22 protein-coding genes are annotated in these 25,689 nt (G+C 61.1%); 8 read left to right on the forward strand and 14 right to left on the reverse strand.

The features are described 5' to 3' along the window. Nucleotides 1-3: 3 nt before the first annotated feature. The gene (locus JFU04_RS28375) at nucleotides 4-2,391 is read right to left on the reverse strand and encodes a TonB-dependent receptor plug domain-containing protein (protein ID WP_120450444.1); all 2,388 of its coding nucleotides are present in this window, start codon (nucleotides 2,389-2,391) and stop codon (nucleotides 4-6) included. Nucleotides 2,392-2,719: 328 nt separating this feature from the next. On the opposite strand from JFU04_RS28375, the gene JFU04_RS28380 reads away from it, so the two are divergent. Continuing rightward, a complete protein-coding gene (locus tag JFU04_RS28380; protein WP_065902364.1) occupies nucleotides 2,720-3,202 on the forward strand; it encodes a sn-glycerol-3-phosphate transporter in 483 nt (160 codons plus the stop codon). A 683-nt stretch (nucleotides 3,203-3,885) separates the two neighbouring features. Here the strand turns inward: JFU04_RS28380 and JFU04_RS28385 are convergent. The 5 genes from JFU04_RS28385 to JFU04_RS28405 all read right to left on the reverse strand — a co-directional run bounded on the left by JFU04_RS28385 (nucleotide 3,886) and on the right by JFU04_RS28405 (nucleotide 9,117). Next, nucleotides 3,886-4,854, reverse strand: a complete 969-nt coding sequence (locus JFU04_RS28385) for a CDP-6-deoxy-delta-3,4-glucoseen reductase (RefSeq protein ID WP_120450451.1) — start codon at nucleotides 4,852-4,854, stop codon at nucleotides 3,886-3,888. Beyond that, nucleotides 4,854-6,320 carry a 4-hydroxy-3-polyprenylbenzoate decarboxylase gene (gene ubiD, locus JFU04_RS28390; protein WP_065902367.1) on the reverse strand — a complete coding sequence of 489 codons (1,467 nt, stop codon included), beginning with the start codon at nucleotides 6,318-6,320 and terminating at the stop codon, nucleotides 4,854-4,856. Before ubiD ends, JFU04_RS28385 begins: the two co-directional genes overlap by 1 nt. 156 nt (nucleotides 6,321-6,476) lie before the next feature. Continuing rightward, nucleotides 6,477-7,736 (reverse strand): transcription termination factor Rho, encoded by a 1,260-nt coding sequence (gene rho, locus JFU04_RS28395; RefSeq protein ID WP_003176825.1) that lies wholly within the window; start codon nucleotides 7,734-7,736, stop codon nucleotides 6,477-6,479. Nucleotides 7,737-7,970: 234 nt separating this feature from the next. After that, nucleotides 7,971-8,300, reverse strand: a complete 330-nt coding sequence (trxA, locus tag JFU04_RS28400) for a thioredoxin TrxA (RefSeq protein ID WP_015886460.1) — start codon at nucleotides 8,298-8,300, stop codon at nucleotides 7,971-7,973. Between the two features lie 121 nt (nucleotides 8,301-8,421). Further along, complete coding sequence (locus tag JFU04_RS28405) at nucleotides 8,422-9,117, reverse strand: FadR/GntR family transcriptional regulator (RefSeq protein ID WP_201146105.1); 696 nt, start codon at nucleotides 9,115-9,117, stop codon at nucleotides 8,422-8,424. A gap of 255 nt (nucleotides 9,118-9,372) precedes the next feature. Here JFU04_RS28405 and JFU04_RS28410 point away from each other — a divergent pair, with 255 nt between their 5' ends. The 4 genes from JFU04_RS28410 to JFU04_RS28425 are packed head-to-tail and all read left to right on the forward strand — an operon-like array spanning nucleotide 9,373 to nucleotide 12,212. Beyond that, nucleotides 9,373-10,158, forward strand: a complete 786-nt coding sequence (locus JFU04_RS28410; protein WP_065902369.1) for a transporter substrate-binding domain-containing protein — start codon at nucleotides 9,373-9,375, stop codon at nucleotides 10,156-10,158. Between the two features lie 14 nt (nucleotides 10,159-10,172). Beyond that, nucleotides 10,173-10,841: an amino acid ABC transporter permease gene (locus tag JFU04_RS28415; protein WP_017736949.1), complete on the forward strand. Its 669-nt coding sequence runs from the start codon at nucleotides 10,173-10,175 to the stop codon at nucleotides 10,839-10,841. Continuing rightward, nucleotides 10,838-11,488 (forward strand): amino acid ABC transporter permease, encoded by a 651-nt coding sequence (locus tag JFU04_RS28420; protein WP_065902373.1) that lies wholly within the window; start codon nucleotides 10,838-10,840, stop codon nucleotides 11,486-11,488. The genes JFU04_RS28415 and JFU04_RS28420 overlap by 4 nt, the downstream gene beginning before the upstream one ends. Further along, nucleotides 11,475-12,212, forward strand: a complete 738-nt coding sequence (locus tag JFU04_RS28425) for an amino acid ABC transporter ATP-binding protein (RefSeq protein WP_065938032.1) — start codon at nucleotides 11,475-11,477, stop codon at nucleotides 12,210-12,212. Before JFU04_RS28420 ends, JFU04_RS28425 begins: the two co-directional genes overlap by 14 nt. On the opposite strand, the gene JFU04_RS28430 is transcribed toward JFU04_RS28425, so the two are convergent. The 4 genes from JFU04_RS28430 to JFU04_RS28445 all read right to left on the reverse strand — a co-directional run bounded on the left by JFU04_RS28430 (nucleotide 12,184) and on the right by JFU04_RS28445 (nucleotide 16,689). Next, nucleotides 12,184-12,717, reverse strand: a complete 534-nt coding sequence (locus JFU04_RS28430) for a hypothetical protein (protein ID WP_201146107.1) — start codon at nucleotides 12,715-12,717, stop codon at nucleotides 12,184-12,186. The two genes, JFU04_RS28425 and JFU04_RS28430, sit on opposite strands and share 29 nt — an antisense overlap. Then, on the reverse strand, nucleotides 12,707-15,145 hold the full coding sequence (locus JFU04_RS28435; protein WP_274610263.1) for a fimbria/pilus outer membrane usher protein: 2,439 nt from the start codon (nucleotides 15,143-15,145) through the stop codon (nucleotides 12,707-12,709). The genes JFU04_RS28430 and JFU04_RS28435 overlap by 11 nt, the downstream gene beginning before the upstream one ends. A gap of 70 nt (nucleotides 15,146-15,215) precedes the next feature. Then, the gene (locus JFU04_RS28440) at nucleotides 15,216-15,932 is read right to left on the reverse strand and encodes a fimbria/pilus chaperone family protein (RefSeq protein ID WP_201146110.1); all 717 of its coding nucleotides are present in this window, start codon (nucleotides 15,930-15,932) and stop codon (nucleotides 15,216-15,218) included. A gap of 100 nt (nucleotides 15,933-16,032) precedes the next feature. Continuing rightward, complete coding sequence (locus JFU04_RS28445; RefSeq protein WP_065902377.1) at nucleotides 16,033-16,689, reverse strand: DUF1120 domain-containing protein; 657 nt, start codon at nucleotides 16,687-16,689, stop codon at nucleotides 16,033-16,035. Nucleotides 16,690-17,136: 447 nt separating this feature from the next. Between JFU04_RS28445 and ppx the strand changes: the two genes are divergently transcribed. Continuing rightward, on the forward strand, nucleotides 17,137-18,639 hold the full coding sequence (gene ppx / locus JFU04_RS28450) for an exopolyphosphatase (RefSeq protein WP_065902379.1): 1,503 nt from the start codon (nucleotides 17,137-17,139) through the stop codon (nucleotides 18,637-18,639). Between the two features lie 329 nt (nucleotides 18,640-18,968). Here the strand turns inward: ppx and ppk1 are convergent, their stop codons facing one another. Both ppk1 and hemB read right to left on the reverse strand, forming a co-directional pair. Beyond that, nucleotides 18,969-21,191 (reverse strand): polyphosphate kinase 1, encoded by a 2,223-nt coding sequence (ppk1, locus tag JFU04_RS28455; RefSeq protein ID WP_065902381.1) that lies wholly within the window; start codon nucleotides 21,189-21,191, stop codon nucleotides 18,969-18,971. A gap of 18 nt (nucleotides 21,192-21,209) precedes the next feature. After that, entirely contained in the window at nucleotides 21,210-22,223 is a 1,014-nt protein-coding gene (gene hemB / locus JFU04_RS28460) for a porphobilinogen synthase (protein ID WP_120450458.1), read from the reverse strand. 207 nt (nucleotides 22,224-22,430) lie between these two features. Here hemB and JFU04_RS28465 point away from each other — a divergent pair, with 207 nt between their 5' ends. Further along, entirely contained in the window at nucleotides 22,431-23,066 is a 636-nt protein-coding gene (locus tag JFU04_RS28465; RefSeq protein WP_106802324.1) for a DedA family protein, read from the forward strand. Here JFU04_RS28465 and JFU04_RS28470 read toward each other — a convergent pair. Next, complete coding sequence (locus JFU04_RS28470; protein WP_106802323.1) at nucleotides 23,047-24,282, reverse strand: sterol desaturase family protein; 1,236 nt, start codon at nucleotides 24,280-24,282, stop codon at nucleotides 23,047-23,049. The genes JFU04_RS28465 and JFU04_RS28470 overlap by 20 nt on opposite strands. Nucleotides 24,283-24,398: 116 nt before the next feature. Here JFU04_RS28470 and elbB point away from each other — a divergent pair, with 116 nt between their 5' ends. Next, nucleotides 24,399-25,064, forward strand: a complete 666-nt coding sequence (elbB, locus tag JFU04_RS28475) for an isoprenoid biosynthesis glyoxalase ElbB (RefSeq protein WP_106802322.1) — start codon at nucleotides 24,399-24,401, stop codon at nucleotides 25,062-25,064. Nucleotides 25,065-25,231: 167 nt separating this feature from the next. Here elbB and JFU04_RS28480 read toward each other — a convergent pair whose 3' ends face one another. Beyond that, a complete protein-coding gene (locus JFU04_RS28480) occupies nucleotides 25,232-25,687 on the reverse strand; it encodes a YaiI/YqxD family protein (protein WP_065902390.1) in 456 nt (151 codons plus the stop codon). Nucleotides 25,688-25,689: the final 2 nt, after the last annotated feature.

The raw sequence follows: 25,689 nt of genomic DNA on the forward strand, positions 1-25,689 counted from the left end.
GTGTTACCAGTTGTAAGCAACTTTACCGTAATAAAACGCGCCGCTGTAACCGTACGGCGAAAAAGTGCTATAGGCGAGATTGCCACCACTGCTGGCGAAGGCGTTGACCTTTTCCGGGTATTTATCGGTGACGTTGTCGCCGCCCAGGGTGAACGTCCAGTTCTTCAGCTTGTAGTCCGCTGACAAATCCAGCACCCAGGCGGCCTTGAAGGTCTGGTCGTTGACCTTGTCCGCCTGGTAGCTGGTGAATTCACCATAGCGCACCAGGTTGCTGTGCAACGCCCAATTTCCGAAGGTGAAGTCGTTACCCAGGCTCAGCTTGTGCTGCGGCGTGGTATCGCCGAGCAACCCGATGCGCTCACGACGGTCCACACGCAGCAGGTTCACGCCCAGGCTGTCGAGAATCGCCGGGTTGGCCTTCACGTCCGTCACCTTGGTGTGGTTGTAGTTGTAACCTACGGTGCTGTTCCAGCGGATGCCGTTATCGAACTGGTAGCGATAGTTGGCTACCAGGTCGACGCCGTCGGTGCTGGTGTTGGTGGCATTGGTGAAATAGCGGGCACTCGTGTAGTTGATGTTGCCGACGCCATTGGCTTGCAGGTAGGCAATGGCCGCCGGGTTGAGGTTGAGGTTCGACGACAGGCTGATGCGGTCGCGGATGTCGATGCGGTAGACATCGAGCGTCACGGTCAGGTCATCGGCGGGCTCCAGCACCAGGCCGAGGCTGTAGTTGCGCGATTTCTCGGCCTTGAGGTCTTCAGCGCCGAGCAGGCGGGCGACCTGGCTGTTGGCGGGAAAGGTACCCGCTTCCTGGATAGTGCTGCCGATCAACTGCGACGAGGTGTAGGCAAAGTTCTGCTGGGCCAGGGACGGCGCGCGAAAGCCATTCGAGACACTGCCCCGCAAGGCCACCTGCGGCGTGAAGTCATAACGCGCCGACAACGAGCCGCTGACATTGGAGCCGAAGTCGCTGTAGTCCTCATGGCGCACGGCCGCAGAAGCGCTGAGTTTCTCGGTGAAATTGGTTTCCAGGTCCAGGTACTGGGCCCAGTTATGCCGCGAGCTGGTGCCGGCATCGGCATCGCGGAATCCACCCAGGCCGGAGCTGCCGGTCTGGTAGTAGGACGCCGGCTCACCCGCCTCGATCTCGTAGCCCTGGTGCAGGTATTCACCGCCGAACGCTACCGAAACCGGATACGGCAGCCAGCCCACATCGAACTCGCGGGACAGGTCCAGGCTGACTTGTTTCTGATCGTTGCTCAGCGTGCCGTTATCGAACTTGCGCGGCGTGGCCAGGCCCAGGGAGGTGTTGATGGTTTCGGTGCTCAGCTCGTATTGGTTCTTGCCATAGTTGGCCGACAAATCGTAATGCCAGTCATAGGCCAGCAGGCCGCGCAGGCCTACTACCAGCGAGGTGTCTTCCAGGTTGCCCTTGATCAGCGGCAGGTAGCCGTTGGGGTTGAGCGCCGGAATGTTGTTGGAGGCATTGCTCGCCCGATAGAACGCCGCCGTCTCGCCCCGCCGCTTGCTATAGCCACCGAAGGTGTAGAACTCCAGCCCATCGTTGAAGGCATATTCGGAGTTGAACGCCAGCTTGCCTTCATTGGTTGCCGGTTCACCCTGGCGAAACACCTGCTGGCCGTAGGTGGTAGAGCCTACGCTGGCGGGTCGGAAGTCTTTACCGGCGCGGTTGGTGTAATCGTTGTCCGCCCCCTCGGCCGAGAGGTTGATGAAACCGTTGTCCCCTACTGCCAGGCCGGTGTTGCCGCTGATATTGCGCTGGATACCATCGCCTTTCTTGTACTCGCCAAACTTGCTGGAGATCGAGCCACCATGGTCGGCGTGCTTGAGGATCACGTTGATCACCCCGGCAATGGCATCGGAGCCATAGCGCGCGGAAGCACCGTCGCGCAGCACTTCAATGTGGTCCACCGCCGACAGCGGGATCGCATTGAGGTCTGCCGGTGCCGAACCACGGCCTACCGCCCCGCCCAGGTTGACGAACGCGCTGGTGTGGCGGCGCTTGCCGTTGACCAGCACGAGCACCTGGTCCGGCGACAACCCGCGCAACTGCGCCGGGCGAACCAGCTCGGCGCCGTCCACCAGGCTTGGGCGCGGGAAGTTGATCGACGGAATCAGCCGCGCCAACACTGCCCCCAGCTCATCGGAGCCGGTACTGCGCAAGCTATCGCCGGAAATCACATCGATAGGCGACAGCGACGCACTGGCCGTGCGCTCCTGGGCGCGGGTACCGGTAACGATGACAGTGTCGAGTTTGGGTGCATCGGCGGCGGGCGTTTGCGCCGCCAGGACTGGATTGAATCCCACAGCGGTCAGCAAATTGGCCGACAAAATCGCTGTGTACAACGCGTGTTTCTTGTAGCTCCCCATACCGCTCCCCTAAATCAAAATTCAGAACGTCAGTGTCCTGAGTTCGTACGATCGATCCGGCTGGCGGGCGGTAGCGGTCAGTTGTTGGTCATTGGAAGAAAAATCGGTAGTCCGTTGAGATATAGCTTAAAGATATTTATGTAACAAATTAAATACCTTTAAGGAATAAGCGAATGCATAAGCACGGCGCCCCACTCGTCAGGATTGAGGGTGGCAATCCCGTTACTTTCAGCCCGGGTTCAGCCTTGGGAGTGCTCCTGCCGTCAAAATAGCGCGCACATCACGACCCACCTAGCCGCCGATCAAACCGACTATCGAGGTCGCACCCATGAAGACATTTCGACTGCCTGGCCTGTTGTTTCTCGCCCAGGCCACCACTGCGCTGGCCGGAGAGACACCGCCGGCCAACGACGACAAAGGTTTCTGGTACGCGCAGACCAGTGTCTACACCCGACACTTTGCGCCCGACCCGGACCACAACAACCACCAGGACCTGATCGGCCTGGAACGCAATGAGGCGTCAGGCTTTGTGTATGGCGGAGCGACATTTCGCAATTCGTTCCGCCAGCGTTCCTACTACGCCTACGCGGGCAAGCGCTATGACATGTCGGACTATCCGGTGTACTTGAAGCTGACAGGCGGGGCGATCCAGGGTTATCGCGGCGAGTACCGCGACAAGATCCCCTTGAACCGTTTCGGCGTGGCCCCGGTGATCATTCCGTCGGTAGGCACCCATTACGGGCCGGTGGCGGCAGAATTTGTGCTGTTGGGGTTCAATGCGGCGATGGTGACGACTGGCGTGCGCTTCTGAAGCTCACACGGCGCGAACCAATGTGGGAGCGGGCTTGCGATTGCGTTATGCCAGTCAGCAGATATTGCGCTGACCCTCCGCTATCGCAGGCAAGCCAGCTCCCACATTTGGACTGTATTTCAAGGTTGGAACCGAGTTGTATCGACCGCTCAAATGCCGGTGCAGCACCCCGGCCCTCCAGCCCGAACAGCGATCAAAACTGTGGGAGCGGGCTTGCTCGCGAAAGCGGTGGGTCAGTTGCTGAAGATGCTGGCTGATCTGGCGCCTTCGCGAGCAAGCCCGCTCCCACATTTGGGCTGTATTTCAAGGTTGGAATCGAGTTGTGCCGACCGCTCAAAATGCCGGCGCCGCGCCTCGAATCCCAAGCCTGAACAGCGATCAAAACTGTGGGAGCGGGCTTGCTCGCGAAAGCGGTGGGTCAGTTGCTGAAGATGCTGGCTGATCTGGCGCCTTCGCGAGCAAGCCCGCTCCCACATTTGGGCTGTATTTCAAGGTTGGAACCGAGTTGTACCGACCGCTCAAAATGCCGGCGCCTCGAATCCCAAGCCCGAACAGCGATCAAAACTGTGGGAGCGGGCTTGCCCGCGAAAGCGGTGGGTCAGTCGCTGAAGAGGGTGACTGATCTGGCGCCTTCGCGAGCAAGCCCGCTCCCACATTTGGGCTGTATTTGATGTTTGCTCGGCTCAGGGCCGAGGCGCGTAGGCGAACACATCGGCGCGCATCTGGTGTGCATCCATGCCGGCGTCGACGAGCGCGTCCAGGGTGCCGTAGATCATCGCCGGTGAGCCGCTGGCGTAGACATGCACCGTCTTGAGGTCGGCAATGTCTTCGCACACGGCTTCATGCAGCAGGCCGCAGCGTCCTTCCCAGCCGCACAGGTCGCTGACAACCTTGTGCAGGAAGAGGTTGGGCAGTTGCTGCCACTGGTCCCAATGCTCGATCTGGTAGAAATCTTCCGGTCGACGCACGCCCCAATACAGGTGCACCGGGTGCTTGAAGCCGGATGCGCGGCAGTGCTCGATCAGGCTGTGCATCTGCGCCATGCCGGTGCCGGCGGCGATCAACACCAGCGGCCCGTCCGGCAGCTCCGCCAGGTGGGTGTCACCGAACGGCAGTTCGACACGCGCCATCTGGTTGCGCTGCAGCTGTTCCAACAGGCTGCGCGCGCTGTCTTCGCGGACCAGCACATGCAGCTCCAGCTCGCGCCCGGCGTGAGGCGCCGACGCCAGGGAAAACGCCGACTTCTCACCGTTCTCCCGTTCGATCATCAGGTATTGCCCGGCGTGGTAACGCACGGCCTTGCCTGCCGGAGCCCGCAGGCGCACGCGCCACACATCGCCACCGACATCCACACACTCACTCAATTGGCACGACAACTTGCGCAACGGCAACTCTCCCGGCGCCAGCACGCCATCCCACAATACAATGCAATCTTCCAGCGGCTCGGCGATGCAGGTGTAGAACTCACCGTGGTCACGCACCTCACCGCCTTGTTGCACCCGGCCCTCAACCAGCAACGCGGCACACACATGGCACACCCCATTGCGGCACGCCTGGGGACACTCGTAGCCCAGGCGACGCGCGCCTTCGAGGATTCGCTCGCCGGGGACCAGCTCCAGCACCGCGCCGGAAGGTTGCAGGGTTACACGCATCAATCTATTCCCAATTCTTTCCAGATCGCATCGACACGCGCCGTCACGGCTTCATCCTTGACGATGACCCGACCCCACTCGCGGGTGGTTTCGCCCGGCCATTTATGCGTGGCATCCAGGCCCATCTTCGACCCCAGGCCCGACACCGGCGAGGCGAAGTCGAGGTAGTCGATCGGCGTGTTGTCGATCATCACCGTGTCGCGCTTGGGGTCCATGCGCGTGGTGATGGCCCAGATCACGTCGTTCCAGTCGCGGGCGTTGATGTCGTCGTCGGTGACGATAACGAACTTGGTGTACATGAACTGTCGCAAAAACGACCACACACCCAGCATGACGCGCTTGGCATGGCCCGGGTACGACTTCTTCATGGTCACGATGGCCATGCGGTACGAGCAGCCTTCGGGCGGCAGGTAGAAATCGGTGATCTCCGGGAATTGCTTCTGCAGGATCGGCACGAACACTTCGTTCAGCGCCACGCCGAGAATTGCCGGCTCATCCGGCGGACGGCCGGTGTAGGTGCTGTGGTAGATCGGCTTGATCCGATGGGTGATGCGCTCGACGGTGAACACCGGAAAGCTGTCGACTTCGTTGTAGTAGCCGGTGTGGTCGCCGTAAGGGCCCTCATCCGCCATCTCGCCAGGGTGAATCACGCCTTCGAGGATGATTTCGGCGGTGGCCGGCACTTGCAGGTCGTTGCCGCGGCACTTCACCAGTTCGGTACGGTTACCGCGCAACAGGCCGGCGAAGGCGTACTCGGAAAGGCTGTCCGGCACCGGGGTGACGGCACCGAGGATGGTCGCCGGGTCGGCGCCGAGGGCCACGGACACAGGGAACGGCTTGCCGGGGTGCTTCTCGCACCACTCGCGGAAATCCAGGGCGCCGCCACGGTGGCTCAGCCAACGCATGATCACCTTGTTGCGGCCGATCACTTGCTGGCGATAGATGCCGAGGTTCTGGCGATCCTTGTTCGGGCCCTTGGTGACGGTCAGGCCCCAGGTGATCAGCGGGCCGACGTCGCCGGGCCAGCAGGTTTGCACGGGGAGCATGGCAAGGTCGACGTCATCGCCTTCGATGACCACTTCCTGGCACACCGCGTCCTTGACCACCTTTGGCGCCATGGCAATGATCTTGCGGAAGATCGGCAGCTTCGACCAGGCATCCTTGAGGCCCTTGGGTGGCTCAGGCTCCTTGAGGAACGCCAGCAGCTTGCCGATCTCGCGCAGTTCGCTGACCGACTCGGCGCCCATGCCAAACGCCACGCGCTCGGGGGTGCCGAACAGGTTGCCGAGCACCGGGATATCGAAACCGGTCGGCTTCTCGAACAGCAGCGCCGGGCCCTTATTGCGCAGGGTACGGTCGCAAATCTCAGTCATTTCCAGCACCGGCGAAATCGGCATCTGGATACGTTTCAACTCTCCGCGCTGCTCAAGTTGCTGCACGAAATCCCGAAGATCCTTGAATTTCATTAACCATGCCACCCGTAAAATAGGCGTACATCCTACCTGCTCTGGCGGCGGCTGGCAGCTTATCGCGGTGCATTTGCGTGCCGAAGGTGCTTAAAAAACGCACGAAAAAAAATGGCGCCCCTGGGGGCGCCATTTTTTCGGACCTGAAACGTCGTATTACTTACGCTTCATCGACAGGAAGAACTCGTCGTTGGTCTTGGTGGTTTTCAGCTTGTCGATCAGGAACTCGATGGCGGCGACTTCGTCCATCGGGTGCAGCAGCTTGCGCAGGATCCACATGCGCTGCAGTTCGTCGTCGGCAGTCAGCAACTCTTCGCGGCGGGTGCCGGAGCGGTTGATGTTGATGGCCGGGAAGACGCGTTTTTCCGCGATGCGACGGTCCAGGGGCAGTTCCATGTTGCCGGTACCCTTGAACTCTTCGTAGATCACTTCGTCCATCTTCGAGCCGGTTTCAACCAGCGCGGTGGCGATGATGGTCAGCGAACCGCCTTCCTCGATGTTCCGCGCGGCGCCGAAGAAACGCTTCGGTTTCTCCAGGGCGTGGGCGTCGACACCACCGGTCAATACCTTGCCGGAGCTCGGGATCACGGTGTTGTAGGCACGGGCCAGGCGGGTGATGGAGTCGAGCAGGATCACCACGTCTTTCTTGTGCTCGACCAGGCGCTTGGCCTTTTCGATCACCATTTCGGCAACCTGCACGTGGCGGGTTGGCGGCTCATCGAACGTGGAGGCAACCACTTCGCCGCGCACGGTGCGCTGCATTTCGGTCACTTCTTCCGGACGCTCATCGATCAGCAGCACGATCAGGTGAACTTCAGGATTGTTACGCGCGATGTTCGCGGCAATGTTCTGCAGCATGATGGTCTTGCCGGCTTTCGGCGGTGCGACGATCAGGCCACGCTGGCCCTTGCCGATCGGCGCGCACAGGTCGATCACACGACCGGTCAAGTCTTCGGTGGAACCGTTACCGGCTTCCATCTTCATGCGCACGGTCGGGAACAGCGGGGTCAGGTTCTCGAAGAGAATCTTGTTTTTCGCGTTCTCGGGGCGATCGAAGTTGATCGTGTCGACCTTGAGCAGGGCGAAATAACGCTCGCCTTCCTTCGGAGGGCGGATCTTGCCAACGATGGTGTCACCGGTGCGCAAGTTGAAGCGACGGATCTGGCTCGGCGAGACGTAGATATCGTCTGGGCCGGCGAGATAGGAGGCGTCTGCAGAGCGGAGGAAGCCGAAGCCGTCCTGGAGAATCTCCAGCACGCCATCACCGGAGATTTCCTCGCCGCTTTTCGCGTGCTTCTTGAGCAGGGAGAAAATCACGTCCTGCTTGCGCGAACGGGCCATATTTTCTATGCCCATTTCTTCGGCCAATTGGAGCAGGTCGGTAATCGGCTTTTGCTTGAGTTCAGTCAGATTCATATAGGAATGACGTAATCATTTATGGAGGGGGGAAATTAAGCTTTTGGCTTAATGAGGCCGCGCCGCAGAGAAGGCGACAGGATCGCGTACTAATCGAAAAGGAATGCGTCGGCGACGGCTTGCAGGGGGCAGTGGAGAAACCAGTGCGGGGCCGAATGTACCACCTGAGTTTCGGAGCGTCTAGCCCTGTTTCACGAAAAAGCCCCGCAATTTGCGGGGCTTTTTTGACGACGTTTAGATGTTCGCGTCGAGGAAAGCTTGCAGCTGGGACTTCGACAGCGCGCCGACCTTGGTGGCTTCGACGTTGCCGTTCTTGAACAGCATCAACGTAGGGATACCACGCACGCCATGCTTGGCCGGGGTTTCCTGGTTGTCGTCGATGTTCAGCTTGGCAATGGTCAACTTGCCTTCGTAGGTGGTTGCAATGTCGTCCAGGACCGGAGCGATCATTTTGCAAGGGCCACACCACTCAGCCCAGTAGTCAACCAGCACCGGGCCAGCAGCCTTGAGTACTTCGGCCTCAAAGGTCGCGTCGGTGACGTGCTTGATAAGATCGTTGCTCATGGATGTCTCCGGATTGTAAGCAAAAAAAACGTTGCCCATCATAGCCGCCCTTCCCCCGTTCAGGAAGCCGCCTCTGATTGAGTCTTCCTATGATGGCGCATGAGTTTGGGTATGGCCCGACTCAGGGCGTGACGGGCGTCACGAAGGCGATGCCAGTGCGCAATGCCGCATTGCGCACGTGTTCCTGCATGTTTTTTTGTGCCGCCGCACTGGCGCGACGGGCCAGGGCGCGCAGGATCCTGCGGTGCTCCTGCCAGGTCTCCATGGCCCGCTCCGGCCGGATGAACGGTAGTTTCTGGCTCTCCAGGAACACCTCGGCGCTGGCACTCAGGATGCTCACCATCGCCTGATTGCCGCTGGCCAGGAGGATGCACTGGTGGAATTCGAAGTCCAGCCGGGCCGCCGCTTCAAAGTCACCGGCCTTGAGCACCTTGCGCATCGCCTCGACGTTATCTTCCAGGCTGTCCAGCTCATCGAGGGTCAAGGTCATCGCCGCCAACCCTGCCGCAAACCCCTCGAGGGCGTAGCGCAACTGGAAGATATCCAACGGCGTGGCCTGCGCCGCGAAGGGCCAGGCAAACCCCGGCGCCTCTTCTGCCGCCTGCACGAACACGCCCTTGCCCGGCTGCACGCTGACCACCCCCAGGGCACTGAGGGACGACAACGCTTCGCGCAATGACGCCCGACTCACCCCCAACTGCACCGCCAGGTCGCGCTGGGACGGCAGGGCGTCGCCCGGCCCGAAGCCTTGCTCCTTGATCAGTTTACGGATGGCCTGCAGGGCCGCTTCCGGTACGGCTTGGGCGATGGAATTCATAAAAAACTCAAGGTTCTCGTCATCAGAGCGGCTAGTTGTAAAGCTATTCGAAGGCCACGGCAAGCCACGCCCCAAAGGGGCTCGCAGGGTTTTACCGGCGCTCGAAAAAGGTGCGAAAAGCCTCCTGACTGTTCAGACCAGTAAGACCACACAACCTCAACAAATCCCGGCCCTTCAGACGATTCCGAGAGGGCTGGCATGGGCTGTGCACTGAGCAAAATCAGAAAATTCCTTCGCCCTTCTCGGAGAGTTGCCATGACCAAGCGCTACAGCGCCCTGCTCACTGCCCTGTTTGCCAGCCTGATGCTCAGCCAGGCACCTGCCCAGGCCAACGGTCTGGACGATATTGTCGCCCGTGGCACCCTCAAGGTCGCCGTGCCCCAGGACTTCCCGCCCTTCGGCTCGGTCGGCCCGGACATGAAGCCTCGCGGACTGGACATCGACACCGCCAAGCTGCTGGCCGACCAGCTCAAGGTCAAGCTGGAACTGACCCCGGTCAACAGCACCAACCGCATTCCGTTCCTCACCACTGGCAAGGTCGACCTGGTGATTTCCAGCCTGGGTAAAAACCCCGAGCGCGAAAAGGTCATCGACTTCTCCCGGGCCTATGCACCGTTCTACCTCGCCGTATTCGGCCCGCCTGACGCGGCGATCAGCACCACCGACGACCTCAAGGGCAAGACCATCAGCGTGACCCGTGGCGCCATTGAAGACATCGAGCTGACCGCCGTGGCGCCCAAAGAGGCCACGATCAAGCGCTTCGAAGACAACAACTCGACCATCGCCGCCTACCTGGCCGGCCAGGTCGACCTCATCGCCAGCGGCAACGTAGTGATGGTGGCGATCAGCGAGCGCAACCCGAAACGCGTGCCGGCGCTGAAAGTGAAACTCAAGGATTCGCCTGTGTACGTCGGCGTAAACAAGAACGAGCCGGCGTTGCTGGAGAAGGTCAACCAGATCCTGGTCGCGGCAAAAGCTGACGGCAGCCTGGAAAAGAATGCAATGCAATGGCTGAAAGAGCCACTGCCTGCCGATCTGTGAAGCGGAGCTGATTGATGGCCTATCAATTCGACTTTGTGCCGGTGCTGGCCAATACCGACCTGCTGTTGCGCGGCGCGCTGTTCACCCTTGAGCTGACCGCCATCGGCGCCATCCTGGGGGTAGCCCTGGGCACCGTCGGCGCGGTGGTGCGGGCGTGGAAGATCCAGCCGTTTGCGTGGTTCTTCGGGGTGTACGTCGAGTTGATCCGCAACACGCCGTTCCTGGTGCAGTTGTTTTTCATCTTCTTCGGCCTGCCGTCCCTGGGGCTGAAGATCACCGAATGGCAAGCCGCCGTGCTGGCGATGGTGATCAACCTGGGGGCCTACTCCACCGAGATCATCCGCGCCGGCATCCAGGCCATCCCCCGTGGGCAACTGGAAGCCGCTGCGGCGCTGGCAATGACGCGCTTCGAGGCGTTCCGCCATGTGGTGCTGCTGCCGGCGCTGGGCAAGGTGTGGCCGGCCCTGAGCAGCCAGATCATCATCGTGATGCTCGGTTCGGCGGTGTGTTCGCAGATCGCCACCGAGGAGTTGAGCTTTGCCGCCAACTTTATCCAGTCGCGCAATTTCCGTGCGTTCGAAACCTATGCCCTGACCACCCTGGTGTACCTGTGCATGGCGCTGATGATTCGCCAGTTGCTGAACTGGATCGGCCGCCGGTTTGTGATGAGGAACAGTCGATGAGTGATTTCTCCTTCTGGGACATCGTGCGCAACCTGGCCATCGGCTTGCAATGGACGTTGCTGCTGTCGCTGGTGGCGTTTATCGGCGGCGGCGTGATTGGTTTGTTGGTGATGACGATGCGCATCAGCCGCAAAGCCTTCCCGCGCAATGTCGCCCGCACCTACATTGAACTGTTCCAGGGCACGCCGCTGTTGATGCAGCTGTTCCTGGTGTTTTTTGGCATTGCCCTGCTCGGGGTGGATATTTCGCCTTGGCTGGCAGCCGCGATTGCCCTGACGCTGTTTACCAGCGCCTACCTCGCCGAAATCTGGCGCGGCTGCGTCGACTCCATCGCCCACGGGCAATGGGAAGCCTCGGCCAGCCTGGCATTGAACCCGCTTGAACAGCTGCGCTACGTGATCCTGCCCCAAGCCCTGCGGATTGCCGTGGCGCCGACCGTGGGTTTCTCGGTGCAAGTCATCAAGGGCACCGCGGTGACCTCGATCATTGGCTTCACCGAGCTGACCAAGACCGGCGGCATGCTCGCCAACGCCACCTTCGAACCATTCATGGTCTACGGCCTGGTCGCCCTCGGTTACTTCCTGCTCTGCTACCCCTTGTCCCTCAGTGCCCGCTACCTGGAAAGGAGACTGCATGCCTCTGCTTAGAATTTCCGCCCTGCATAAGTATTACGGCGATCACCATGTACTCAAGGGCATCGACCTGACCGTCGAAGAAGGCCAGGTGGTGGCGATCATCGGCCGCAGCGGCTCGGGCAAGTCCACCTTGCTGCGCACACTCAATGGCCTGGAATCCATCAACGACGGCGTGATCGAAGTCGATGGCGAGTACCTCGATGCCGCCCGTGCCGATCTGCGCAGCCTGCGACAGAAAGTCGGGATGGTGTTCCAGCAGTTCAACCTGTTTCCGCACCTGACGGTTGGAGAAAACGTAATGCTCGCGCCGCAGGTGGTGCAGAAAGTGCCGAAAGCCAAGGCGGCCCAACTGGCCCGGCAGATGCTGGAGCGCGTCGGGCTGGGCGAGAAATTCGATGCCTTCCCCGATCGCCTGTCCGGCGGCCAGCAACAGCGAGTGGCCATCGCCCGCGCCCTGGCCATGTCACCCAAGGTACTGCTGTGCGATGAAATCACCTCGGCCCTCGATCCGGAGTTGGTCAATGAAGTGCTCAGCGTGGTACGCCAACTGGCCAAGGACGGCATGACCCTGATCATGGTGACCCACGAGATGCGCTTCGCCCGGGAAGTGGGCGACAAACTGGTGTTCATGCACCAGGGCAAGGTGCATGAAGTGGGCGACCCCAAAGTGCTGTTCGCCAACCCGCAAACCCCTGAGTTCGCCAACTTCATCGGCTCAGTGGAGCAGCCGGACTGACCAGTTCGAAACGGCCCTGCCCATCCAGCACTGTCTGGCTGCGTACCTGCAGGGCGCTGGTGGGCAGGTCGGTATCGATTTCGACCTGAGCCGTCAGTCGCTTGCCGGCCGCCTGAGCCACCAGGACCTGGCCTGGCAACAACTGCCCGTCGGCGGTCTCACCAGGCCGATGTGCCAGCGTCCACTCGACGACGCGCCCATCCACCTGCGCCTGCAGGAGAGCCAGGCGAAAGCGCCCCTGCCGGCCAAACAGATACCCTTGCCCGTCTGCTGCGCCGATAAATCTCACGCCGATAGCCGAGGGCTCCACACACAGCACATTGAGCTGCACCCTGCGCTTACCGAGGGCCAGCGAGTGGCTTTCGGCACGCGCCTCGTTGCGGATGACGCCATAGTCGATACGCGGCTGGCTGACGGACAGCCGGCAGTTTTCAGCCTGTACACCCTCAGCGATCAACACCGTACAGAACAGGGCAAGACACTTGGTCTTTAACTTAAAGGACATGGCACACCGCCGAGGTTGTCTCATAGAACTTGTCATTGTCGGCCTCGGCCTCGGGAACAACGTTGAGCCGGCAAGAGGATGAGTCCGGCAGTGCAACCATGAGGTCTTGCGAGTCATTGACGTCATTCAGGAAGATCATGCCGTCACCCACCACACTGGTCAGGAAGCGCTTGTTTTTGTCGAACACCGCAGCGCCCTGTGGCAGCGCTTGGCCTTGCTCATCAGTGGCGGTGAGCAGTACACGGCGCACGCTCACCACATCGAATGCCACGGTATTAACCGACCCTCGCCCGGCAGCCAGCACTTGGGTGCCGTTTTTCAGGTCAACGCGTTTTGGCAGGGACTGGGTCTGCACTTCAATGCGGCTGTCGGTATAGGCGGGCAAGCCCGGGATCACGGCCTGTCCGCTGAAGTCCGTCCATACCGGGCCGTACGGGGTGTCGAGTTTCGCAGCGCCGATGTTGCCCACCGATGCAATGCCAAATGTGTCCTGCACCGCATACGGCGAGAAGGTCACCCCGCCGGCGTGAGCCACCACGCCACCCTGTAACTGCCCGTTGTAAAGAGTGCCCAGCGGGTCCTGGCTGACGCCCAGGCCGACCCGCGTGTAACGTGGCATCAGCTCCACCTGGCCGCGCATCGATTGCTCGCGGGCACTGAGGTCACGCTCGACACCCACCTCGTAATTGACGTAATCATTGACCCGCTCACTGAGCGCAGTGCCGGCACGGGATTGATCACCACGCCGACTGATATAGCTGTTCACGCGACGGTCACTGCCCAGCGGCACGCTGACCTGCAGCCGCACGGACAGGTCATTGTCCAGGGCCGCATCGCGACGATTGTCATCGCGTGTGCCGTCACGGCGTGACTGACGGCCGCCCACCTGTGAGTCGGCCACCAACGCGACATCGGCGTGCCGGAACGATTTGTTCCACGACGCAAACACATGGTCGGCCGATTGCCCATCAAACTGGGCACTGCGGGTATAGCCCAGGGAAAATGCTCCCAGGGTGGTGTCGACCCAGCTCACACCTGCCGTGTACTGATTTTTGAAACGCGCATCCAGGTCATCGGCCCTGGCTGAGCGGCCCGCTTCATGGACTTCGCGATAGCCACGGGTCTGCGTGGTCGCGCTGAGGTTGACGTCCACATTGGCGTAGACCGGGCTGCTCACCGATACGCTGCTGCGAGCCCCGGATACCGCGTCACGGCTATCACGAGACACGTTATGGCGAGCCCCCACGGAAACCCGCTGGAACAGCACACTGCCCAGGGTGCCACCTGCCGACCAATATTCATCGGTGCTCAACAAGCCAAGGCCGGCGGACGAATCGCGTCCCAGGCCCCACGTGCCGCTGCCCATGGCGACCACCGGCGTGGGGCCTTGTTCATGTGCATTCTTGCGCACCTTGCCCAACGAGAAATAATACCCAGGTGCCGCCGGCGTACTCCCTGCGAACGACGCCGCCGGCACCACGAAACTGCGCTTGGCGCCCCGCACATCGATGACACTGACCTCCAGGTCGCTGGTGCTGTTGAGCAACGGCAAACCGGTAAGCCGAAAGGGGCCTTCGGGCACCAGCGTGCTGTGAATCAACGCGCCGGACTGGCGCACCTCAATGCGCGACTGGCTTTGGGCCAACCCCTCGACCACGGCGTTGTTACTGCCTGCCGGCGCTCGCGATTGGCCATCGGGAGAAAACTGCACGCCGGATAACTGCAGGCCACCAAACAGCGGGTTGTTGCTGGAGAGTTGCCCCACCTGGAAGGTCGATTGCAACGCACTCAGGTCCCGCTGGGCGTAGGCGTACAGGTGCTCGTTGCGCGCCACACCGTTGTCGGATACATAGAATTGGCGGCTGCGAACAATCCAGTCGCCGAGGTTGAAGCCGGCCTCGGTATAGGCCGAAACGAAGCGATTGGGTCCACTGTCCGAATAGCTGTTGAACCCCTGTACGTCATAGTTGAATAACGCCGCCGCACCGCCCCGGGCAAATTGCCCCGCCTCCCATTGCGGCTCACGCAGTGATCCGGTGGGCACCACCAACGCGATCTCCTCGTTGCCGGGGCGCAGGCGCACCATCGTCGTCGGGAACGCGCCAAGGAAGTCATGGCAAGCCTGGTCCGCGGTCGCGCCTTTGTGAAGCACACGGCCAGGCTCGATCAACCCGGCTTTTTCCAGCAGCCCCTTGGTAAAACACAATTGCCCCTGGGCGTCGAACCGAGCATCCACCAACCCCAGCGGATTGCCATTGACCTGCAGCCCCACCACCTGCACGCCCTCGCGAAAGCGCGCGGCACTGCGAAAGTAGTCGGAGACCTTCGGGTCGATACCGTGGGTGGTGAGTGCCGCGAGGTCGAACCCCTCCCCCAACTCCAGCGCCGGGGCGAAGCCGGGCAGCCCCCATAGCGTCGCCATCCCCATCAATAGCGTGGGTCGGCGCGGCCACACAAAAGCCACACGCCTGTTATTCGACTGGTTGTTCATCGGTCGATCAACCCTCGTCGGCATTGATCAGGGCCCGATAGCTATCCGCCGAAAACCCGTAGAGCGTGGCCGGCCTGATCTCGACGCCCGTCACGCCCTCCAGCGCGCCGTCGACCTGCACCGCAAGCGCTTCCCCCGGCAACACATAGGTGCGCGGCAAGGTGGCGAGACCCCCTTGGGGCAGCAACTGCACCTGTGGCTCCAGGCGTACCACGTAGGCGCTGTCGTTGTGGACCGTGAGACTTTTGCCCGCACGTTTCCACTTCAGCAGTTCCCAGGGCGTGTCGTGCACAGGCAGATCCTTTGGGTGCAGGATCAGCGGTAAATTCTGCCGCAAGGTGATACCAATCGTCGCACCGCCTGGGCCGCGTGCCTGGGGGATGCCCTCGAAAGACACCCGCTTCAATCGCTGGGTCTTCAGGGGTTCCTTCAATGTGGCGATAAAACGTACCAACTGGGTTTCACCCGCCTCCACGCGTGTGATGGGCGGCGTCACGATCAACAGAGGCTCGACGTCTTCGGGCACATTTTCCACGACCGAGTGAAGTAGCGCCGGCCCAGGGTCGGTATTCTTGATATTTATCGTCGCTTCGCCCTGTGCTTCATAAAGCACAACGACGGTGGTTTCCGGCAACATGCCATCCGCGAGAACAACACTGTTAAAACACAACAACAAACCTGCACAAAACAACCGCACATTATTGATGACTGAAAGACTAAGCACCCAGTATTTCCCACGACATAAGTTGGCGATTGATAATCAGGCCCGGATAAAACAGCCGACAAGAAATACACACATTTCTGATCGGCTATCATTCAGTCGCTTAGATGTAACTCAACTCAAGTGTTGCGCGCCCATCCAGGGTAATGTCACGACTCAGGTCCAGGTCTTGCGCCCTGTTGATGACTGCGCGCACCGCAATGGTCCCGGTCAGCTGAGGAATCGAGGCCGGGGAAATCGCAGTGCCGCTGCGCCACGAGTATTGAGAGGGCGATTGGGCGACCTTACCGTCGCTGCTCTGCCAGCCACCGGAACCGACACGCATGATCGGAAACAGCGTCGCAGTGCTTGTCCTCAGGTCCCTGAGGGTGACCGCAAAGCCGCCGGTGCGCCGACCAGACACCATGCCCAAGCCATAGTTATGCGTTTCGGTATAACCCGAACCCAATGCATTGAGGATCCCCGAGACCTTGCTGGCGGACTGCAGGTCGACAAATCTCAGTCCGAACGTCATGGGTGTGCTGCCGCAACTGACGCTCAGGGGCGTGGTTCGTTCGGCCAGGGGGTTGAAGGCGGTCTGCTGCAACGTGCCCGAGGGAATATCGCCGTAGTTGATAATCCCGCCACCGGTCATGCTGAGGTTGCAGGCGGTGGGCTTGATAGTGCCCCTGACAATCAGCTCGGCACTGGTGGACGCATGAACATTGAGGGCGCCAGCCAGGCACGCGATACCAAGAGTCAATCCAACAATTTTTTTCATAATCGACCTGTCATCTAAAGTTAGGAGGCGCCTTTATTTGCGCTTGAATAAACAAGCCATAAATAAATAACACCACGGCAAGATTGCCGAGTGACAGTCTGTCGCTTTGGTGCCCGAACAAAGAATAAGACGACACCGTGATTACTGTGGGAGTGATATAAACAAACTGTCGTCTGAGCGCGCCGCAACAGTAGTCCCGAACCACTTAACGAATAGAACCCTGACGTTTAATTTGTAGGCGAAATCATGATCAGCCGTCCAGAAGCACGAAGTTATATATTCCTACAGCTTCCAACGACTGTGCTAACAGTGGTGCGGAAAGTTTGACTACATTTCCTACAGTAATCGCCTACAGACGACCTGAGAGAAATTCCCGCAGCACTACGCGTTGGCGTTGGCGGTCGATCGTGGCACGATGGCAAGGTTATCGACCGAGACCCCCAAACCATGCCGCAATCCCAAGCCAAGAATCTGTCCCTGATCGCCGCCATCGACCTGGGCTCCAACAGCTTTCACATGGTCGTGGCCAAGGCCCAGAACGGCGAAATCCGCATCCTTGAGCGGCTCGGCGAGAAAGTGCAACTGGCCGCCGGGATCGACGACGAGCGCCAGCTCAATGAAGAATCCATGCAGCGCGGGCTCGATTGCCTCAAGCGTTTTGCCCAACTGATCAACGGCATGCCACTGGGCGCCGTACGAATCGTCGGCACCAACGCCCTGCGCGAAGCACGCAACCGCGGCGAATTCATCCGCCGCGCCGAGGAAATCCTCGGGCATCCGGTGGAGGTCATCTCCGGCCGTGAAGAGGCGCGCCTGATCTACCTGGGTGTCTCGCACACGCTGGCCGACACACCGGGCAAGCGCCTGGTCGCGGACATCGGCGGCGGCAGTACCGAGTTCATCATCGGCCAACGCTTCGAACCACTGCTGCGCGAAAGCCTGCAGATGGGCTGCGTCAGCTTTACCCAACGCTATTTCAAGGACGGCAAGATCACCCCGGCACGCTACGCCCAGGCCTACACGGCGGCGCGCCTGGAGATCATGAGCATCGAACACGCCCTGCATCGCCTGACCTGGGATGAAGCCATCGGTTCGTCCGGCACCATCCGTGCCATCGGCCTGGCCTTGAAAGCCGGCGGTCATGGCACCGGCGAAGTCAACGCCGAAGGCCTGGCGTGGCTCAAGCGCAAGCTGTTCAAACTGGGCGATGCCGAGAAAATCGACTTCGACGGCATCAAGCCCGACCGTCGCGCCATCTTCCCGGCCGGCCTGGCGATCCTCGAAGCGATCTTCGACGCCCTCGAGCTGCAACGCATGGACCACTGCGACGGCGCCTTGCGCGAAGGCGTGCTCTACGACCTGCTGGGCCGTCACCACCATGAGGACGTGCGTGAGCGTACCCTCAGCTCGCTGATGGAGCGTTATCACGTCGACTTGGAGCAGGCCGCCCGTGTCGAGCGCAAAGCCTTGCACGCATTCGACCAGGTGGCCGAAGACTGGGACCTCGAAGACGGCGTATGGCGTGAGCTGCTGGGTTGGGCGGCCAAGGTGCATGAAGTGGGCCTGGATATCGCCCACTACCATTACCATAAGCACGGCGCCTACCTCATCGAGCACTCGGACCTCGCCGGGTTCTCCCGCGAGGACCAGCAAATGCTCGCGCTGCTGGTGCGTGGCCATCGCCGCAACATCCCCAAGGACAAGTTCGCCGAATTCGGCGACGAAGGCATCAAGCTGATCCGCCTGTGCGTGCTGCTGCGCTTTGCGATCCTGTTCCACCACATCCGCGGCACCCAGGAAATGCCCCAGGTGACCCTGCGCGCCAACGGCGAAAGCCTCGACGTGGTGTTCCCGAAAGGCTGGCTGGACGAGAACCAACTGACCCAGGCGGACTTCGCCCAGGAAGCGGAGTGGCTGACGCGGGTGGGGTTCAGCCTGAACCTGCGCTGACCTCGAAGCAGGCAGCAAGCGTGGCATGAGGGCTTGTTGTCTGTGCCAAGCGGGCCTTGTTGGAGTAGGCAGGCGTGTTGTCTTGGCAAGTAGGCCTTATGTGGGTGGCAAGCGTACTTCTTGTGGCGAGCGGGCTTGCCCCGCGTTGGGGCGCGAAGCGGCCCCGACCCATCAAGCCACCGAGGAGCGTCAGTCGGAGCGCGTTTGCAGGTTTTGGGGCGGCTGCGCCACCCAACGCGGGGCAAGCCCGCTCACCACAATAATTGGGCTACACCCAGCACAAAAAAACGGCCCTTAAAGGGCCGTTTTTCATGCTGCCAGGTAAAGCCTCAATTCACCGAGAGGATCGGGCTGCCCAACTTCTCCAGCAACGTCGCCTGCGCGCTGCGCGGGTTCTGGTTGCCGGTTGGCGTGTTGCGCACGTAGCGGCCGTCCGATTGCAGGCTCCAGCTGTGGGTGTTGTCGGTGAGGTAGCTTTCCAGCTCCTTCTTGACCCGCATGATCAGCTTCTTGCCTTCTACCGGGAAACACGTCTCCACACGCTTGTCGAGGTTGCGCTCCATCCAGTCGGCGCTGGAGAGGAACATCTGCTCCTCGCCGCCGTTGAGGAAGTAGAACACGCGGGTGTGCTCCAGGAAGCGGCCGATGATCGAGCGCACATGGATGTTGTGCGAGACGCCGGCGATGCCCGGGCGCAGGCAGCACATGCCACGCACCACCAGGTCGATGCGCACGCCCGACTGGCTGGCCTTGTACAGCGCGCGGATGATCTTCGGATCGGTCAGCGAGTTGAACTTGGCAATGATGTGCGCCGGCTTGCCGTCGAGGGCGAACTGGGTCTCGCGGGCAATCATGTCGAGCATGCCCTTCTTGAGGGTGAACGGCGCGTGCAGCAGCTTCTTCATGCGCAACGTCTTGCCCATGCCGATCAACTGGCTGAACAACTTGCCGACGTCTTCGCACAAGGCGTCGTCGGAGGTCAGCAGGCTGTAGTCGGTGTAGAGCTTGGCGTTGCCGGCGTGATAGTTGCCGGTGCCCAAGTGGGCGTAGCGCACGATCTCACCGGCTTCACGGCGCAGGATCAGCATCATCTTGGCGTGGGTCTTGAAGCCCACCACGCCGTAGATCACCACCGCGCCGGCGGCCTGCAGGCGGCTGGCCAGTTGCAGGTTGGATTCTTCGTCGAACCGCGCACGCAGCTCGATCACCGCGGTGACTTCCTTGCCGTTACGCGCTGCGTCGACCAACGCATCGACAATCTCCGAGTTGGCGCCGGAGCGGTACAGGGTCTGGCGTACGGCCAAGACATGCGGGTCCTTGGCGGCCTGGCGCAGCAGGTCGACCACCGGGGTGAAGGACTCGAAGGGGTGCAGCAGCAGGATGTCCTGCTTGCTGATCACGCTGAAAATGTTTTCGCTGTTTTGCAGCAGTTTCGGGATCTGCGGAGTGAACGGCGTGTATTGCAGCTCCGGATGGCTGTCCAGGCCGGTGATGCTGAACAGGCGCGTCAGGTTTACCGGACCGTTGACCTGATACAGCTCGGTCTCGCCCAGGTTGAACTGTTTGAGCAGGTAGTCCGACAGGTGCTTGGGGCAGGTGTCGGCTACTTCCAGGCGCACCGCGTCGCCGTAGCGCCGCGAGAACAGCTCGCCACGCAGGGCACGCGCCAAGTCTTCGACGTCTTCGGAGTCCAGCGCCAGGTCGGCGTTACGGGTCAGGCGGAACTGGTAGCAGCCCTTGACCTTCATGCCCTGGAACAGGTCATCGGCGTGGGCGTGGATCATCGACGAAAGGAATACATAGTTATCGCCAGGCCCACCCACCTCTTCCGGTACCTTGATGATCCGTGGCAGCAAGCGCGGCGCCGGGATAATCGCCAGGCCCGAATCGCGACCGAAGGCGTCGATACCTTCGAGCTCGACGATGAAGTTCAGGCTCTTGTTCACCAGCAACGGGAACGGGTGCGTCGGGTCGAGGCCGATCGGGGTGATGATCGGCGCGATTTCGTCGCGGAAGTAACGGCGCACCCAGGTCTTGATCTTGGTGGTCCAGTGACGACGACGAATGAAGCGGACCTGATGTTTTTCCAGTTCCGGCAGCAGGATGTCGTTGAGGATCGCGTACTGGCGGTCCACATGGCCGTGCACCAGCTCGCTGATGCGCGCCAGCGCCTGGTGCGGCTGCAGGCCGTCGGCGCCGGCTTGTTCACGGGCGAAGGTGATCTGCTTCTTGAGGCCGGCGACGCGGATTTCGAAGAACTCGTCCAGGTTGCTGGAGAAAATCAGCAGGAATTTCAGCCGTTCCAGCAGCGGGTAGGACTCATCCAGCGCCTGCTCCAGCACGCGGATATTGAATTGCAGTTGTGACAGCTCGCGGTGGATGTACAGGCTGCTGTCATCCAGGTTGGTCACCGCGACCACCGGCGCCGGCACAGGCGGCTCGGCCACCACGGCAGGCGCGGCCGGCTCCAGCTCCGGCGGGGTCTCGGTGACTTGTTCCACCACCGGGTGAGCGTCTTTTACGGCAACTTCGGAGAGTCCTTCGGTATTCATCGAGTGTTCCTGTGAGGGCTATTGTTGCTCTCTAAGCAATTGGGCAGCGCGGGCGGCGAAGTAGGTCAGGATGCCATCGGCGCCAGCACGTTTAAAGGCAGTCAGGGATTCAAGGATCACCCCTTCACTCAACCAGCCATTCTGGATCGCGGCCATGTGCATGGCGTATTCACCGCTGACCTGATAGACAAAGGTCGGCACTTTGAATTCCTCTTTGACCCGGTAAAGGATGTCCAGGTAAGGCATCCCGGGCTTGACCATCACCATGTCGGCACCTTCGGCCAGGTCAGCGGCCACCTCATGCAGGGCTTCGTGGCTATTGGCCGGGTCCATCTGGTACGAGGCCTTGTCGGCCTTGCCCAGGTTCAGCGCCGAGCCCACCGCATCGCGGAACGGGCCGTAATAGGCACTGGCGTACTTGGCCGAGTAGGCCATGATCCGCACATTGACGTGGCCCGCCAGTTCCAGGGCTTCGCGAATCGCCTGGATGCGGCCGTCCATCATGTCTGACGGCGCCACCACCTGGGCGCCCGCTGCGGCGTGGGACAAGGCCTGCTTGACCAGCGCGTCGACGGTAATGTCGTTTTGAACATAGCCGTCTTCGTCGAGAATGCCATCCTGGCCGTGGGTGGTGAACGGGTCCAACGCCACGTCGGTGATCACCCCCAACTCAGGGAAACGCTCGCGCAGGGCGCGGGTGGCACGCTGGGCGATGCCTTGCGGGTTCCAGGCTTCGGCAGCATCCAGCGACTTGAGCCCAGGCGGCGTGACCGGAAACAGCGCCAGCGCCGGAATCCCCAGCTCAACCCAGTTCGCCGCCTCGATCAGCAACTGATCAATGGTCAAGCGCTCTACACCCGGCATCGACGCCACCGCTTCCCGACGATTGTCACCGTCCAGCACAAACACCGGCAGGATCAGATCGTTCGTGGTCAGTACGTTTTCACGAACCAGACGACGAGAAAAATCATCACGGCGATTGCGGCGCAGGCGGGTGGCAGGGAACAGGCGATTGGCAGGGGTAAAGCTCACGACAGACTCCTGAGCCCGTGTTTACGGGCGAGCGTTGCAGTTATAAGCGGCCATTATGACGAAGGAATGACAGTTGTGCTTATCGATGCGACCTGTAGTCGCATTCGTCGTTTATGTAGGAATTGTTCACTTCGTGACACATCTCGATACTTTCATGAATGTTCGCGAAGGCGTAGGCTGCGCGTTCATTTCGCCAGCACCCAGACCATGCTTCAACAATTTCTGCATGACTTCGGCTACTTTGCCCTCTTCCTAGGCACGTTCTTCGAAGGCGAGACCATCCTGGTTCTCGCAGGCTTCCTGGCGTTCCGTGGATACATGGATATCAACCTGGTGGTCGTGGTTGCCTTCTGCGGCAGCTACGCCGGTGACCAGTTGTGGTATTTCCTTGGGCGCAAGCACGGCCGCAAACTGTTGGCGCGCAAGCCGCGCTGGCAATTGATGGGCGACAAGGCCCTGGAGCATATCCGCAAGCATCCGGATATCTGGGTGCTGAGCTTCCGTTTTGTCTACGGGTTGCGCACGGTGATGCCGGTGGCGATCGGTCTTTCGGGTTATCCGCCGGCGCGCTACTTGATCCTCAACGGCATCGGCGCCGCGATCTGGGCTGCCGCCCTGGGGGCTGCGGCCTACCACTTCGGCGCAGTGCTGGAAGGTATGCTCGGCAGCGTCAAGAAGTACGAGCTGTGGGTGCTGGGCGCCTTGCTGCTGCTGGGCTTCGGCCTGTGGCTACGCCGCCGCTTCAAGAACGCAAGGATTGCGCGCCAGGCGTGTGAGGATGCCAAGGCCCGGCTCGCCGCCGAGCCGGCCCCCGTCGAGACGCCTAAGACACCAGTCGAGTAAGCCGGCTTCTGCAGCAGTAGAGGCCGATCACGCTGAGCAGGCTGTAACTCGCCAGCCCCAGCCAGCCCAAGCTGCTGGCCGGCCATAGCCCGACCAGCGGCGCCAGCCACACCAGTGGCACATTCAGCGCCAGGCGCACCAGCTCAGCCTTCAGCGCCCACGGGCGATTCTCCAGGGCGACCCCCAGGGTAAACAATCCCAACGCCATCGCGCCCCAGCCCAGCACCAGCGCCTGCGTGGGCAGCCCTTCGCCGAAATTCATCAGATAGCTGCCAAAGCCCACATACGCCGCAAACTGCAGGGCGACGTACACCTGCTGGCGCGCGTCCAGCGGCACCTCGAATTTGCGGAACTGGGCGAGGTCCGGCTTGGCCAACGGATACTTCGCTTTCACATCCGCCGGTCGCCAGCCGGTGCGCATGAACCAGATACGCAGCTTGTCCCACACGCTCTCGGTGCGCCGCGCATCACTCCACAACTGTGCATAAAACTGCAGGTTGGCCCACAGCGGATTCCAGCTGGCCAGGGGTGTGGTGACGCCAAAGATCACCGGCTCGTTGTCGTCCTCTTCCTGAAAGCTGCCGAACAGCCGGTCCCAAATAATGAACACCCCGCCGTAGTTGCGATCCATGTAGAGAGCGTTCTGTGCATGGTGGGCCCGATGATTGGACGGCGTGACGAAGAACCATTCGAACCAGCCAAGCTTAGGCACATGGCGGGTGTGCACCCAGAATTGGTACAGCAGGTTGAGCGACGCGACGCTGATAAACACCACCAGCGGCACGCCGAGCACGGCCAGGGGGAGATAGAAGATCCAGCTCAGCAGAAAGCCGGTGCTGGTCTGGCGCAAGGCCGTGGTGAGGTTGTAGTCCTCGCTCTGGTGATGCACCGAATGCGCGGCCCAGAGGATGTTGCGCTCATGGCCGCAGCGGTGCAGCCAGTAGTAGCAGAAGTCGTAGAAGACGAAGGCGAATACCCAGGTCCAGACGCTGTGGGCCGACAGCTCGATCACGGCCAGGTGCTTGAGCGCAAACGCGTAGGTCAACAGCCCTACGCCCTTGGTGAGCAGGCCCGTGGTGGTGGACAGCACGCCGGTGCTGAGGCTGTTGATGGCATCTGCCACACGGTAGTTGCGCTGCCCGCGCCAACGGTCGGCGAGCAGCTCCACCACGATCAAGGCAATGAAAAACGGTACCGCGTAAGGCACGAAGTCCATGGTCTGGTCCGGTCTATTTTTGTTACATCAAGATTAGGTGCAGCGGCGCGAGATCCCATTGGCAACAGATGACAAATTAGTAGACATTTAACGCCAAGACCCCAGGAGAAATGCCCATGAGCAAAAAGATTGCAGTGATCCTTTCCGGCTGCGGCGTGTATGACGGCGCAGAGATCCACGAAAGCGTGATCACCCTGCTGCGCCTGGACCAGCGCGGCGCTCAGGTCCAATGTTTTGCCCCGGATATTGCGCAACTGCATGTGATCAACCACCTCACCGGTGAAGAGATGCCCGAATCACGCAATGTACTGGTGGAATCTGCCCGTATCGCCCGGGGCGAGGTGAAGGACATTCGCGACGCCAACGCCGACGAGTTCGACGCGTTGATCGTGCCCGGCGGATTTGGCGCGGCGAAAAACCTGTCGAACTTTGCCGTCGAAGGCGCCGGTTGCAGCGTCAACCCACAGGTGCTGGAGCTGGCCGAAGCCTTTGCCGAAGCGGGCAAGCCGGTGGGGCTGATCTGCATCTCCCCTGCCCTGGCCGCGAAGATCTACGGCCCTGGCGTGACCTGCACCATCGGTAACGACGCCGACACCGCCGCCGCCCTCGACAAGATGGGCGCCACCCATCACGAATGCACGGTGGAAGACATCGTCGAGGACAAGGCGCGCAAGCTGGTGAGCACACCGGCGTACATGCTGGGCAAGAACATCAGCGAGGTGGCGTCAGGCATCAACAAACTGGTGGATCGCGTGCTGGAGCTGACGCACGAGAACGACTGACCCGTTAATTGTGGCGAGCGGGCTTGCCCCGCGTTGGGGCGCGCAGCGGCCCCAGTGGGGCACCGCGGTCATTCAGACACAACGGGGTGACTGGTTTCAGGGCGGCTGCGCCACCCAACGCGGGGCAAGCCCGCTCGCCACAATAAGCCCGTTTGCCACAAGGGGCGTCAGGCCTGGCGCATCAGCCGCGTCAGGAGGCGATCCAGCGCATTGGCAAATGCCTGCTTGTCCTTTTCCCCGTGGGGCGGTGGACCGCCGCCCATCTGGCCTTGCTCACGCAGATCAGTGAACAGGTTCCGCACCGCCAAGCGTTCACTCATGTTCGCCGGGCTGAACTCCTTGCCGCGCGGGTCCAGAGCCGTGACGCCCTTTTTCACCAACCGGTCGGCCAGGGGCACGTCGCTGCAGATCACCAGTTCACCGGGCACCGCGTGCTCCACCAGGTAGTCATCGGCCGCGTCCGGGCCGCTGGGCACCACGATCAATTTCACGCAAGCAAAGCTTGGCTTGATCTGGCTCTGCCCGGCCACCAGCACCACCTCGAACTGACGCTTTAAAGCGAACTTCACCACCTGGTCCTTGGCCGCCCGCGGACAGGCATCTGCATCGATCCAGACACGCATGC

The sequence above is a fragment of the Pseudomonas sp. TH21 genome, from assembly GCF_016651025.1.
Taxonomy (GTDB): domain Bacteria; phylum Pseudomonadota; class Gammaproteobacteria; order Pseudomonadales; family Pseudomonadaceae; genus Aquipseudomonas; species Aquipseudomonas aylmerensis.

What these genes read in the sequence shown, in the direction of transcription:
- JFU04_RS28445 (WP_065902377.1), bottom strand. Translation starts at nt 16,689, where the DNA reads ATGAAAAAAATTGTTGGATTGACTCTTGGTATCGCGTGCCTGGCTGGC.
- JFU04_RS28380 (WP_065902364.1), top strand. Translation starts at nt 2,720, where the DNA reads ATGAAGACATTTCGACTGCCTGGCCTGTTGTTTCTCGCCCAGGCCACC.
- JFU04_RS28405 (WP_201146105.1), bottom strand. Translation starts at nt 9,117, where the DNA reads ATGAATTCCATCGCCCAAGCCGTACCGGAAGCGGCCCTGCAGGCCATC.
- JFU04_RS28415 (WP_017736949.1), top strand. Translation starts at nt 10,173, where the DNA reads ATGGCCTATCAATTCGACTTTGTGCCGGTGCTGGCCAATACCGACCTG.
- rho (WP_003176825.1), bottom strand. Translation starts at nt 7,736, where the DNA reads ATGAATCTGACTGAACTCAAGCAAAAGCCGATTACCGACCTGCTCCAA.
- JFU04_RS28470 (WP_106802323.1), bottom strand. Translation starts at nt 24,282, where the DNA reads ATGGACTTCGTGCCTTACGCGGTACCGTTTTTCATTGCCTTGATCGTG.
- JFU04_RS28435 (WP_274610263.1), bottom strand. Translation starts at nt 15,145, where the DNA reads ATGGGGATGGCGACGCTATGGGGGCTGCCCGGCTTCGCCCCGGCGCTG.
- JFU04_RS28385 (WP_120450451.1), bottom strand. Translation starts at nt 4,854, where the DNA reads ATGCGTGTAACCCTGCAACCTTCCGGCGCGGTGCTGGAGCTGGTCCCC.
- elbB (WP_106802322.1), top strand. Translation starts at nt 24,399, where the DNA reads ATGAGCAAAAAGATTGCAGTGATCCTTTCCGGCTGCGGCGTGTATGAC.
- ppk1 (WP_065902381.1), bottom strand. Translation starts at nt 21,191, where the DNA reads ATGAATACCGAAGGACTCTCCGAAGTTGCCGTAAAAGACGCTCACCCG.
- JFU04_RS28480 (WP_065902390.1), bottom strand. Translation starts at nt 25,687, where the DNA reads ATGCGTGTCTGGATCGATGCAGATGCCTGTCCGCGGGCGGCCAAGGAC.
- JFU04_RS28465 (WP_106802324.1), top strand. Translation starts at nt 22,431, where the DNA reads ATGCTTCAACAATTTCTGCATGACTTCGGCTACTTTGCCCTCTTCCTA.
- trxA (WP_015886460.1), bottom strand. Translation starts at nt 8,300, where the DNA reads ATGAGCAACGATCTTATCAAGCACGTCACCGACGCGACCTTTGAGGCC.
- JFU04_RS28375 (WP_120450444.1), bottom strand. Translation starts at nt 2,391, where the DNA reads ATGGGGAGCTACAAGAAACACGCGTTGTACACAGCGATTTTGTCGGCC.
- JFU04_RS28425 (WP_065938032.1), top strand. Translation starts at nt 11,475, where the DNA reads ATGCCTCTGCTTAGAATTTCCGCCCTGCATAAGTATTACGGCGATCAC.
- JFU04_RS28430 (WP_201146107.1), bottom strand. Translation starts at nt 12,717, where the DNA reads ATGTCCTTTAAGTTAAAGACCAAGTGTCTTGCCCTGTTCTGTACGGTG.
- ubiD (WP_065902367.1), bottom strand. Translation starts at nt 6,320, where the DNA reads ATGAAATTCAAGGATCTTCGGGATTTCGTGCAGCAACTTGAGCAGCGC.
- JFU04_RS28420 (WP_065902373.1), top strand. Translation starts at nt 10,838, where the DNA reads ATGAGTGATTTCTCCTTCTGGGACATCGTGCGCAACCTGGCCATCGGC.
- JFU04_RS28410 (WP_065902369.1), top strand. Translation starts at nt 9,373, where the DNA reads ATGACCAAGCGCTACAGCGCCCTGCTCACTGCCCTGTTTGCCAGCCTG.
- ppx (WP_065902379.1), top strand. Translation starts at nt 17,137, where the DNA reads ATGCCGCAATCCCAAGCCAAGAATCTGTCCCTGATCGCCGCCATCGAC.